10 protein-coding genes and 1 rRNA gene are annotated in these 11,810 nt (G+C 69.7%); 8 read left to right on the top strand and 3 right to left on the bottom strand.

Translation table 11 applies throughout. From position 1 onward, the window contains the following. The first annotated feature begins 14 nt into the window (after positions 1-14). From typA to V6R91_RS18455, 7 genes are all read left to right on the top strand, one after another. Positions 15-1,928, top strand: a complete 1,914-nt coding sequence (gene typA / locus V6R91_RS18485; RefSeq protein ID WP_336396387.1) for a translational GTPase TypA — start codon at positions 15-17, stop codon at positions 1,926-1,928. Positions 1,929-2,017: 89 nt separating this feature from the next. Beyond that, positions 2,018-2,800, top strand: a complete 783-nt coding sequence (locus V6R91_RS18480; RefSeq protein WP_336396386.1) for an AzlC family ABC transporter permease — start codon at positions 2,018-2,020, stop codon at positions 2,798-2,800. Beyond that, entirely contained in the window at positions 2,797-3,111 is a 315-nt protein-coding gene (locus V6R91_RS18475; protein WP_336396385.1) for an AzlD domain-containing protein, read from the top strand. The genes V6R91_RS18480 and V6R91_RS18475 overlap by 4 nt, the downstream gene beginning before the upstream one ends. A 42-nt stretch (positions 3,112-3,153) precedes the next feature. Next, a complete protein-coding gene (locus V6R91_RS18470; RefSeq protein ID WP_336396384.1) occupies positions 3,154-3,552 on the top strand; it encodes a DUF6113 family protein in 399 nt (132 codons plus the stop codon). Positions 3,553-3,598: 46 nt separating this feature from the next. Next, positions 3,599-3,919 (top strand): ferredoxin, encoded by a 321-nt coding sequence (gene fdxA, locus V6R91_RS18465; protein WP_336396383.1) that lies wholly within the window; start codon positions 3,599-3,601, stop codon positions 3,917-3,919. A 1-nt stretch (position 3,920) separates the two neighbouring features. Beyond that, positions 3,921-5,042: a succinyldiaminopimelate transaminase gene (gene dapC, locus V6R91_RS18460; protein WP_336396382.1), complete on the top strand. Its 1,122-nt coding sequence runs from the start codon at positions 3,921-3,923 to the stop codon at positions 5,040-5,042. 188 nt (positions 5,043-5,230) lie between these two features. Next, entirely contained in the window at positions 5,231-6,529 is a 1,299-nt protein-coding gene (locus V6R91_RS18455) for a citrate synthase (RefSeq protein ID WP_336396381.1), read from the top strand. A 28-nt stretch (positions 6,530-6,557) separates the two neighbouring features. On the opposite strand, the gene V6R91_RS18450 is transcribed toward V6R91_RS18455, so the two are convergent. The 3 genes from V6R91_RS18450 to dapD all read right to left on the bottom strand — a co-directional run bounded on the left by V6R91_RS18450 (position 6,558) and on the right by dapD (position 11,080). Continuing rightward, positions 6,558-7,631 (bottom strand): alpha/beta fold hydrolase, encoded by a 1,074-nt coding sequence (locus V6R91_RS18450; RefSeq protein WP_336396380.1) that lies wholly within the window; start codon positions 7,629-7,631, stop codon positions 6,558-6,560. 4 nt (positions 7,632-7,635) lie between these two features. Next, positions 7,636-10,032: a GMC oxidoreductase gene (locus V6R91_RS18445; protein ID WP_336396379.1), complete on the bottom strand. Its 2,397-nt coding sequence runs from the start codon at positions 10,030-10,032 to the stop codon at positions 7,636-7,638. A 91-nt stretch (positions 10,033-10,123) separates the two neighbouring features. Then, positions 10,124-11,080: a 2,3,4,5-tetrahydropyridine-2,6-dicarboxylate N-succinyltransferase gene (gene dapD, locus V6R91_RS18440; RefSeq protein WP_336396378.1), complete on the bottom strand. Its 957-nt coding sequence runs from the start codon at positions 11,078-11,080 to the stop codon at positions 10,124-10,126. A 559-nt stretch (positions 11,081-11,639) separates the two neighbouring features. On the opposite strand from dapD, the gene V6R91_RS18435 reads away from it, so the two are divergent. Beyond that, positions 11,640-11,810 (top strand): 16S ribosomal RNA (locus tag V6R91_RS18435); the annotation flags it as partial.

Below are 11,810 nucleotides of genomic sequence, written 5' to 3'. Positions count from 1 at the left end.
TCAAGGATTCCCTCATGGCGCGCGCCCTCCGTCCGGACCTCCGCAACGTGGCGATCGTCGCCCACGTCGACCACGGCAAGACGACCCTCGTCGACGCCATGCTCCGCCAGACCGGCTCGTTCGGCTCGCACGAGCACATGGAAGAGCGCGCGATGGACTCGAACGACCTCGAGCGCGAGAAGGGCATCACGATCCTCGCCAAGAACACGGCGATCACCTACAACGGCGTGCACACCGAGGTCCCGGTGACGATCAACGTCATCGACACCCCCGGCCACGCCGACTTCGGCGGCGAGGTGGAGCGCGGTCTGTCGATGGTCGACGGCGTCGTGCTGCTCGTCGACGCCAGTGAAGGGCCGCTGCCGCAGACCCGCTTCGTGCTGCGCAAGGCCCTCGAGGCGAAGCTGCCGGTGATCCTGCTGGTCAACAAGACCGACCGCCCCGACGCGCGTATCGCCGAGGTCGAGGAGGAGGCTCACGATCTGCTGCTCGGGCTCGCGTCGGACCTCCACGAGGACGTGCCCGACCTGGACGTCGACGCGCTGCTGGACGTGCCCGTGGTGTACGCGTCAGGACGCGCGGGCGCGGCATCCCACAACCGTCCCGGCAACGGCGAGCTTCCCGACAACGGCGACCTCGAGCCGCTCTTCGAGGCGATCCTCGAGCATGTTCCCGCTCCGTCGTACGACGACGAGGCGCCGCTGCAGGCGTGGGTGACCAACCTCGACTCGAGCCCCTTCCTCGGCCGCCTGGCGCTGCTGCGCGTCTTCAACGGCACGCTCAAGAAGGGCCAGACGGTCGCGTGGGTGCGCCACGACGGCACGACCAGCAACGCCCGCGTCACCGAGCTGCTGAAGACCCGTGCGCTCGATCGGTACCCCGCCGAAAGCGCCGGACCCGGTGACATCGTCGCGATCGCGGGCTTCGAGGACATCACGATCGGCGAGACGATCGCCGACCCCGAGGACGTCCGCCCGCTGCCCCAGATCCACGTCGACGACCCCGCCATCTCCATGACGATCGGCACCAACACCAGCCCCCTCGTCGGCAAGGTGAAGGGCCACAAGCTCACCGCCCGCATGGTCAAGGACCGCCTCGATCGCGAGCTCGTGGGCAACGTCTCGCTCAAGGTCGTCGACATCGGCCGTCCCGACGCGTGGGAGGTGCAGGGCCGCGGCGAGCTCGCGCTGGCGATCCTCGTCGAGAACATGCGCCGCGAGGGCTTCGAGCTCACCGTCGGCAAGCCGCAGGTCGTCACGCGCAAGGGTGAGGACGGCAAGGTGAAGGAGCCGTTCGAGCACCTCACCATCGACGCGCCGGAGGAGTACCTCGGCGCCATCACCCAGCTCATGGCGGCGCGCAAGGGCCGCATGGACAGCATGACCAACCACGGCACCGGCTGGGTGCGCATGGAGTTCATCGTCCCGTCCCGCGGTCTCATCGGCTTCCGCACCGAGTTCCTCTCGACCACCCGCGGCACCGGTATCGCCAACGCGATCTCCCATGGCTACGACGACTGGGCCGGGCACATCCAGTCCCGCCAGAACGGGTCGATCGTCGCCGACCGTGCGGGCGTCGTCACGCCGTTCGCGATGATCGCGCTGCAGGAGCGCATGAGCTTCTTCGTGCAGCCCACCGAAGAGGTGTACGAGGGCATGGTGGTCGGTGAGAACTCGCGCGCCGACGACATGGACGTGAACATCACCAAGGAGAAGAAGCTCACGAACATGCGCTCGTCGACGGCCGACGCGTTCGAGTCGATGACGCCGCCGCGCCAGCTGTCGCTCGAGGAGAGCCTCGAGTTCGCCCGCGATGACGAGTGCGTCGAGGTCACGCCCGAGAAGGTGCGCATCCGCAAGGTCGTCCTCGACGCCACCGAGCGCGGCCGCGCCGCCGCGCGTCTCAAGCGGCAGGACGCCAACGCGTAAGAGACGGGCGAACGGATGCCGCGGCGGGTGGGCCACTCGTCGCAGAGCGGACCGCCGCGACGTCCGGCGACGCTGGTTACCATGACGAGGTGACCCACGACCCTCACTTCGACGACGTGCACAGCGCCGGAGAGGCGAGGCGGGCGGTGCGCGAGGCGCTCGGGGTCGCCCTGGCGACGAGCGCCTACGGGATCTCGTTCGGCGCACTGGCGGTCGCGTCCGGCCTGGACGTCTGGCAGACGTGCATCCTCAGCCTCGTGATGTTCACCGGCGGATCGCAGTTCGCCTTCGCCGGCATCGTCGGCGCCGGGGGAGTCGCCGCCGCGCCCGCCGCCATCGCGTCCGCCGGGCTGCTCGGCGTGCGCAACGTCGCCTACGGCATCCGCATGTCACCGGTCATCGGCCCGGGATTCTGGCGACGCGCCGCCGCAGCGCAGTTCACGATCGACGAGTCAACGGCGGTGTCGCTCGCGCAGTCGTCGCATCGCGCGCGCACGCTGGGCTTCTGGGTCACGGGCATCGGCATCTACATCGGCTGGAACCTCTCGACCCTCGCCGGCGCCCTGCTCGGCGACGTGCTGGGCGATCCCCGCGCCTATGGGCTGGATGCGGCGGCAGCGGCGGCGTTCCTCGCCCTGCTGTGGCCGCGGCTTCGCGCCCGCCAGCCCATCGTGGTCGGTGTCGCCGCCGCGGTCGTGGCGACGGTGCTGACCCCGGTGCTGATGCCGGGGATGCCGGTCATCATCGCCGCCGCCGTGGCCATCGTCGTCGGCTGGTCGAACTGGCTGGGCGCCGACGACGCGGCGGACGGCGCCGAACCTGAGGACGCCGCACAGCGGCGGGCTCAGGAGCCGTGGGAGGGACTGCCGTGACCATGTGGACCGCCGTGCTCGTGGCAGCCATCGTCTGCGTGGCGCTGAAGACGGTCGGATACCTGATCCCGCCCCGGTGGGTGGCGGCGCCGCGACCCATGCGGATCGCAGATCTGCTCACCGTCGCACTGCTGGCAGCGCTCGTCGCCGTGCAGACACTGGGCGCCGGCCAGGCGGTGGTCGTCGACGCCCGGGTGCCCGCGCTGCTGGTCGCGGCCGGTCTGCTGGTGCTGCGGGCGCCGTTCCTCGTCGTCGTCATCGCGGCCGCGCTCGTGGCCGCGCTCCTGCGGCTGTGGGGCTGGGCGGCCTGAGCCGGGCGGTCGTCGCGTGGTCCCGCCGCCTAGACTCGAGACGTGGGTTCGTTCTGGTCGCGCATCGGCGCCTGGGTCGTGGCGTTCGTCATCGGCGCCTTCTACGGCGTGGCCGGCACCGTGGCCCAGGGGTTCCGGCTCGGCTGGTTCCCCCTCGGGCTGGTGCTCGCACTCGTCGGGGTGACCGCGCTGCTCGTGGCGGTCCGGCTGCTCACGAGCGACCGCTGGGCGACGCTGGCGACCGCACTGGGCGCCATGGTCGCCACGCTGGTCTTCTCCGGTGCCGGGCCCGGCGGCTCCGTCGTGGTGCCGCAGGAGGCGGACGGCGCATTCAATCCCGGCGTGGCGTGGACGATCCTCGTGCCGCTGGTCTCCGCGATCGTGATCGCCTGGCCGCAGACGCGCGTGCCCGCCGTCGCGGCATCCGATCGCACCGCCTGATCGGCGTCCCGCCGCTCAGGCCGAGGGCCGCGGCTAGACTGGCACCGTGACGTACGTGATCGCCCTTCCCTGCGTGGACGTCAAGGACCGCGCCTGCATCGACGAGTGTCCCGTGGACTGCATCTACGAGGGCGAGCGCTCGCTGTACATCCACCCCGACGAATGCGTGGACTGCGGCGCCTGCGAGCCGGTCTGCCCGGTCGAGGCCATCTACTACGAGGACGACCTCCCGGACGAGTGGCAGGACTACTACAAGGCCAACGTCGAGTTCTTCGACGACATCGGCTCGCCGGGCGGCGCCGCCAAGGTGGGCGTGATCCACAAGGACCACCCGATCATCGAGGCCCTCCCGCCGCAGGAACACTGACGTGGGGGTCGCCGACCTCGCCGACTACCCCTGGGATGCCGTCGCCCCGTATGCGGCGCGCGCCCGCTCCCACCCCGACGGCATCGTCGACCTCTCGATCGGCTCGCCCGTCGACGCGACGCCCGCCGTCGTGGCGGACGCGCTGCGGGCGGCCACCGACGCGCACGCGTACCCGCAGACCGTCGGAACGCCGGCGCTTCGTGCCGCCATCGCGGCGTGGTTCGAGCGGCGGCGGGGAGTGCCGGGGCTGACGCCGGCGCACGTGCTTCCGACGGTCGGCTCCAAGGAGCTCGTCGCCCTGCTGCCGCTGCTGCTCGGACTCGGCCCCGGCGACATCGTCGTGCATCCCCGCGCCGCGTACCCGACCTATGAGGTCGGCGCGCGGCTGGTCGACGCGACGCCCCTGGCGTCCGACGACCCGGCGGAGTGGCCGGAGGGCACGCGGCTCGTGTGGGTGAACTCGCCGGGCAACCCGGACGGGCGGGTCCTGGATGCCGCCGCCCTGCGGCGCGCGGCGGCACGCGCGCGACAGCTCGGCGCCGTGCTCGCCTCGGACGAGTGCTACGCGGAGCTCGGCTGGGATGCGCCGTGGGATTCCGAGCCGGTGCCCTCAGCGCTGGACCCCCGCGTCACCGACGGCGACGTCGGCGGCATCCTGTCGGTGTACTCGCTGAGCAAGCAGTCCAATCTCGCCGGCTACCGCGCGGCCTTCCTCGCCGGAGATCCGGCGATCGTCGCGCGCCTGCTGACCGCGCGCAAGCACCTCGGCCTGATGCTGCCGGCGCCCGTGCAGTCGGCGATGGTCGCCGCTCTCGAAGACGACGCGCACGTCGCCGCCCAGAAGGAGCTGTACCGCCGCCGCCGGGAGGTGCTGCGTCCTGCGGTCGAGGCGGCCGGGTTCCGGATCGACGGGAGCGAAGCGGGCCTGTATCTCTGGGCGACGGAGGGCCGCGACGGATGGGAGAGCCTCGGCCGGCTCGCAGACCTCGGGATCCTGGCGGGGCCCGGGCACTTCTACGGCACGCACCATCCGGAGCACGTCAGGCTGTCGCTGACGGCGACCGACGACGGCATCTTCCGGGCGGCCGAGCGCCTGCGCGCCGCATCCGCAGACGGGTCGTGAGGATTCCTCCATCGGATGCCTCGTCCGTTTGGCTGTGTCAGCAGTAGGCGCAGCGGCGCACTAGGCTGTAGGAACGCGGCGACGCGGCATCCCCCGTCCCGCTCCCGAAGTCCTCACGCAGACGACGTCACGGCGTCGCGCCGGAGTGGACGAAACCCCCCGTACGACGACAATCGCGAGGAGGCGCCGTGAGCGAAGCGGGCACCCAGCAGGAGAAGGCCACCCTCACGATCGGTGACAAGACCGCAGAGTTCCCGCTGCTGCGGGGCACGGACGGCACACCGAGCGTGGATGTCTCGACCCTCACCCGCCAGACCGGCTACACGGCGCTCGACTACGGGTTCGTCAACACCGCGGCCACCAAGTCGGCGATCACCTACATCGACGGCGACCAGGGCGTGCTGCGCTACCGCGGCTACCCGATCGAGCAGCTGGCGAAGAACAGCACGTACCTCGAGGTCGCATGGCTGCTGATCTACGGCGAGCTGCCGACCGCCGACGAGCTGGGCGAGTTCGACGAGAAGATCCGTCGCCACACGCTGCTGCACGAGGATCTCAAGCGCTTCTTCTCAGCCCTGCCGCACACGGCGCACCCCATGTCGGTGCTGTCGTCGGCGGTGTCGGCCCTGTCGACGTACTACGAGCACCAGTCCGATCCGAACAACCCCGAGCACGTCGAGCTCAACACGATCCGCATGCTGGCGAAGCTGCCGGTGATCGCCGCGTACGCGCACAAGAAGAGCATCGGGCAGGCGTTCCTGTACCCCGACAACTCGCTCGGCTTCGTCGACAACTTCCTGAAGCTGAACTTCGGCGTGCTCTCCGAGGTCTACCAGGTCGACCCGGTCATGTCGCGCGCGCTGGAGCGCCTGCTGATCCTCCATGAGGACCACGAGCAGAACGCCTCCACATCCACGGTGCGCCTGGTCGGTTCGACGGGCGCCAACCAGTTCTCGTCGATCTCCGCCGGCATCAACGCCCTCTACGGCCCGCTCCACGGCGGCGCCAACGAGGCGGTGCTCGACATGCTGGCGCGCATCCGCGACTCGGGCGAGAGCGTGCAGCGCTTCGTCGAGCGGGTGAAGAACAAGGAGGACGGCGTCAAGCTGATGGGCTTCGGCCACCGCGTGTACAAGAACTACGACCCGCGCGCGAAGCTCGTCAAGGAGTCGGCCGACGAGGTCCTCTCGGCGCTCGGCGTCAGCGACCCGCTGTTGGACCTCGCGAAGGAGCTGGAGGAGATCGCGCTCAACGACGCGTACTTCCAGGACCGGCGGCTGTACCCGAACGTGGACTTCTACACCGGCGTGATCTACAAGGCGATGGGCTTCCCGACACGCATGTTCACGGTGCTGTTCGCCATCGGGCGTCTGCCCGGCTGGCTCGCGCAGTGGCGCGAGGCGGCGAACGATCCGCAGGGGAAGATCGGCCGCCCGCAGCAGCTCTACGTCGGCGCATCCGAGCGCAGCTACCCCGGCCTGTCCTGACCCGACGGCTTCTGCCGAGGTCCTTCGCCTAGCGTCGGAGCTCGTCCACGATGACCGGGTGGGTGTCGCGCCACGCGTCGGCGCCGAAGATCACGTCGAGGTGCCCGTAGCCCGGGAACTCGTGGTGGGTGTGCCTGCCGGGGGCGAACGCCTCGAAGTGCGCGAACGAGAGCCGCTGGCCGAGCGGGAGGAAGCAGCGGTTGTCCGCTCCCGCGAGGAAGACGAACCGCGCGTCGGTCTGCGGACGGGCCAGGAGATCCGGCACCACCTCCGGCACATCCCCCGTCGGGACGAGATGCCCGGCGCGCACGCTGTCGCGCATCTGAGCGAAGAACGTCATCGGCGAGCCGGCGAACTCGCCCGTGATCCAGTCGTGTGTGGCTCGGTCGATGTTGCGGTGCGCCCAGAGCGCCGGATGGCCCGCGCCGTAGGTGAAGCTCACCATCGCGCACACGGGGCTGTCGCATTCCGGGTGCGTGGCCGTGACGACCGAGCGCAGCACTCGCGAGAAGGGCCCCTCCGTCTTGTAGCCCCACTTCGGCGAGAGCGTGGGGCTGATGCGACGCACCATCGGCGAGAGCACCTGGATCTTCATGGTCGACCAGCGGGGCAGGACCGTGTGCAGCGACACCGCGTTGGTGACGACCGTCGTCACCTCCGGGACGAGGCCCGAGATCGCGGCGATCATGAACGACGTCGACCCCTGGCAGTGCACGAACGCCTTCATGGTCTGGTGGCCGGTCCGCTGCCGGATCAGGCGCACCGCCGCCGGGTAGTCGTACGCGGCGGCGTCGTCGAGCGTCCAGGCCACCGGCCGCAGGTCGATCGACGCACGCCAGTTGAGGAGCCAGACGTCGAAGCCGTCGTCGAGCAGCGCGTCGACGAGCGTCCGCTCCAGCGGCGGCCGGAAGATCTCGGCGCGCACGCCGGCGCCGTGGACGAGCATCACCGGTCCGCGGGGAGTCTCCGCACCGGGGCGGGTGAGGTGGAGCATCAGCAGCGGAACCCCGTCGTCCGCCGGGAACGGGATGAGCTCCGTGTCGTGCCCGCGCGCCCCGCGGCGCACGTACCGCCACGGCGCCGGGTCCGCTTTCGTCGCCATGCGGTCACGCCCCCTTGACGGCCAGCCCGGCGTAGGCGTCCCACAGCTGCCCGAGGAAGAGCGATCCGAACGCGCCGATCGCGGCGGCGCCGTCCTCGCCGGTCGCGCGGAACGTCGTCATCTGCCGGGCGAAATCGAGCGGCTTGATGCGGAGCACCCCCGCCCCGGCGACGAACTCGTCGCCCGTGGGATGCAGCTGCCCGAGCTCTCCCACGTCGGGAGGCGGGACGTGCCCGGTGAGCAGCTGCACGTACAGCGTCGTCGTGTCGTCCCACAGGTCGAAGCCCGGATCGTCCCGCACCTCCTTGATCCCCAGGACCGTGAAGGGCGCACCGGAGTCGGGGGTGATCCACAGACGGTAGACCATGCGCCGGTCCGCCCCGTCATCGGGTCGGACGAAGAGGTGGAACCACCCGCGTTCGACGGGCACGCGACCTCCGAGGACGTCCGCGTCGACGTATCCCGATGCCGTCCCGGCGTGTGAGGGGTCGGCGACGAAGGCATCGATGTCGGAGGTCTCGATCGTCAGCTCGAACATGAACTTCTCGTCGAGGATGCGGGCATCCTCGTAGGCGTCGTGCGGGTCGCGCGCCCCGAGGGCGACGAATCCCTTCATCTGCTCGGTGAACCGGACTTTCCTGGCGTCGGGACCGGGAAGGGGCGCGTCCTGCATGGCGTGTCTCCTCTCGCCGCCGGAACCGGTCCGGGGTCGTCTCTGGGGCTGTGGAGCGGGAGCCTCGAGAGCATGCTCGATGGCTCGATCGGCGAAGGCGGCGATCGTGAGCGCGGGGTTCGGCCCGACCGGACCGGGCATCGAGGCGCCGTCCAGCACCCAGAGGTCGTCGACGCCGAAGGCGCGGCCCCATTCGTCGACCACGCCCTCGTAGGGATTCCGCCCCATCGGCGCACCGCCGAGCGGGTGCACGGTGATGACCCGCTTGGCCCACCACAGCGGGTTGTCGGCGTACTCGGCGCCCAGCTCGTCGGCGATGCGGGCCATCGTGTGCCGCATGCGGTCGAAGTACTCCATCGAGGTGGCCGTCGTCCAGTCGATCTGCAGGCGACCCTCCTCGAGGTACATCATCCCGTCGGGCAGGTCGCGCCCCATGCCGAGCACGGGCATGGACGAGGACGAGAGCGAGACCTTGCCGATCGCCGCCGCGAGGTCGCGCGAGACGTTGGACCGCCCGTCGCCGAACAGCCGCGAGGCCAGCATGCGGGCGGCCACGCGGGTGCTGCGGGAGATCACCGACCGCAGCTGGCTCAGCTCCATCAGCCAGTTGAGGAAGCCGGGGTAGCCGGCATCCTGCACGTAGTAGCCGCGCCCGTCCGCATCGGTGTCGTCGCTGTCGACGCGATCGCCCACGCGGACGGCGCTCGTGATGACCGCGCCGCGGCTGCTGACCAGCGATCGTGCCTTGGCGGTGCGATCGATGCTCTCGCGGGCGTTGAACAGGAAGCCCAGCAGGTCCCCGTTCCCGCAGAAGCGGGTTCCCAGCGCGGTGCTGAGGCCGGGGAGGGAGGCCCGATTCTTCAGGAGCAGGTAGGTGGACCCGAAGGTCCCTGCGGCGAGGATCAACGAGGTCGCGGAGATGATCCTGTCCTCCGCGGTCGCGGCATCCGCGTCGTGCACGCGATAGCGCACCTCCCACGCTCCGTCGCGGCGGTGGAATCCCTTGACCTCGTGGAGCGCACGGATGTCGGCGCCGGCATGGGCCGCCGCGGAGAGGTAGGTGTGATCGAGGGTGTTCTTGGCGCCGTAGTTGCAGCCGATGTCGCACTCCCCGCACAGCATGCATGTGAAGCGCTCGGAGCCGTGGATGCTGCCGTACGCCGGTGTCGGCACGAGCCCGATCGACGGGCGCCCTTCACGCTCGGGCGCGAACGACACCGCCAGCGGCGGACGGAAGGTGGGAAGGCCGGCACGTCGGGCCGCCTGCTCGAACGCCACCGTCTTGGCCGTGTCGGTGTACGGATACGGGTTCGCCCCCAGCATCGCCTCGACGCTGTCGTAGTGCGGGTCGAGGTCCTCCCGCGAGATGGGCCAGTTCTCGTACCCGCCGCCGGGGAGCGGGGAATCGTGCACGAACCATTCGGGGTCCTTGCGCAGGAGGACGTTCGCGTAGATCAGCGAGCCGCCGCCGAGACCGCTGGACACCACCCCCTCCAGGCCACGGAAGCTCCACGTCTCGAACAGACCGTAGAGCGCGTCGGACGGCGACCAGAAGTTGGCGCCGAACTCGCTCGGCGTGCGCGCGAACGAGCCCGGCGGATACGGCCGTCCGCGCTCCATGACGACCACCGACCTGCCGCCCTCGGCGAGGCGGTAGGCCGCCACGGATCCGCCGAAACCACTGCCCACCACGAGGGCATCCACGTGCTCGACGTCGCGTTCATCCACGTGCCGCCCCCCTTTGCGTCACGATCTGACGCGCACATTATGGCACCGGGGGGCGCCGCGGCGTCAGTGCCGGGGCGGCGAGGGCAGCGCGCTAGGCGTGCAGCGCCTCATTGAGCGTCACGCCCACGCCCGCGCGGCGCACCGCCTCCACCGCGCCGGAGAGCGAGTTGCGGCGGAAGAGCAGTCCGTCGCGGCCGGAGAGCTCTGCGCCCTTGGCGGTCGGGAACGAGCCGTCCGCGCGCGGGGTCTCGTCCGCGAGGACGATCTTCGTGCCGGCCGTGACGTAGAGGCCGGCCTCGACGACGCAGTCGTCTCCCAGCGAGATCCCGACACCCGCGTTCGCCCCCAGCAGCGTGCGTGCGCCGATGGACACCTTGAGCGTGCCGCCGCCGGACAGCGTTCCCATGATGGATGCCCCGCCGCCGATGTCGCTGCCGTCGCCGATGACGACGCCCTGCGAGATGCGACCCTCGACCATGCTCTGACCCAGGGTGCCGGCGTTGAAGTTCACGAACCCCTCGTGCATCACGGTCGTGCCGGGAGACAGGTATGCGCCCAGCCGCACACGGGAGGCGTCGGCGATCCGCACGCCCGACGGGGTGACGTAGTCCAGCAGGCGCGGGAACTTGTCCAGGCCCTGCACCTGGATGCCGTCGCGCGCGAGGAAGGGGCGGAGCCGGGTGAGCGCATCGGGATGCATCGGGCCGGCGTTCGTCCACGCCACGTTCGGGAGGTGGGAGAAGATGCCGTCCAGGTTCACCTCGTTGGGGCGGACGAGCCGGTGGGACAGCGCGTGCAGGCGCAGGTACGCGTCGGAGGTGGAGGTCGGCGCCGCGTCGAGGTCCGCCTCGAGGGTGACGACGTCGACGGAGACGGCACGTCGCGGGTCGGCGACAGCCAGGCGGTCCAACTCGTCCGGCGGCATCTTGGGGTCGAATCCCAGGGGGATCCGTCCGGCGCTGGGGGAGGGGAACCACGTGTCGAGCACGGTTCCGTCATCTGCGGTCGTCGCGAGGCCGACGCCCCACACCCATCGTTCTTGACTCATGCGATCAACGCTAGCGCGGTGGGAGGGCGACGCTTCCGCGTATTCACGCGGATCGGCGGTGCGACACGCCCGGGATGCGGGGTGGATTCGACGCGTGCGTCGGTGCCACGTAAAGTAATTGTTGTTCGCCCCAAAGGGTAGAGCGGAAGGCCGGAAGGCCTGGCTCCCCTCAAGCAGCGGACCACCCCATCCGAATCAGCTCCTGGCGAGTCTGTCCGGTTTCGGTCTAGGATGGGTTTCTTCCACTTCCGTGTGCTGTCGGCCGTGGTGGGGTCTCGTGCCCCGCTGAGGCGGTTTGACAAGCGGGTCGGGATGTGTAAGATAGAGAAGTTGCCCTGCGGCGACGGCTGAGAGGCCAGAACGCGGGTGCGTCCGATCTTTGAGAACTCAACAGCGTGCACTTGTCAAATGCCAAATTTATTTCTCTGTCGACCAGTTTTCTGGTTGGTGGGGGTCTTTTTTGGATCAATTCATGGATGTCAGTTTGATATTCGTTTTTGGTCATGGTTGAACTCGCTGCTTGTGACCTGTTTTCCCGGGTTGTGGGTGGTATTCATTTTTTATGGAGAGTTTGATCCTGGCTCAGGATGAACGCTGGCGGCGTGCTTAACACATGCAAGTCGAACGGTGAAGCCCAGCTTGCTGGGTGGATCAGTGGCGAACGGGTGAGTAACACGTGAGCAACCTGCCCTGGACTCTGGGATAAGCGCTGGAAACGGCGTCTAATACT

It is taken from the genome of Microbacterium sp. CCNWLW41, assembly GCF_037083505.1.
Note: the sequence above shows the minus strand (reverse complement) of the source record. Positions and strands in the feature narration are given on the sequence as shown.

Coding starts and splice junctions, on each gene's coding strand:
- typA (WP_336396387.1), top strand. CDS start 15: ATGGCGCGCGCCCTCCGTCCGGACCTCCGCAACGTGGCGATCGTCGCC.
- V6R91_RS18450 (WP_336396380.1), bottom strand. CDS start 7,631: ATGGCGACGAAAGCGGACCCGGCGCCGTGGCGGTACGTGCGCCGCGGG.
- dapD (WP_336396378.1), bottom strand. CDS start 11,080: ATGAGTCAAGAACGATGGGTGTGGGGCGTCGGCCTCGCGACGACCGCA.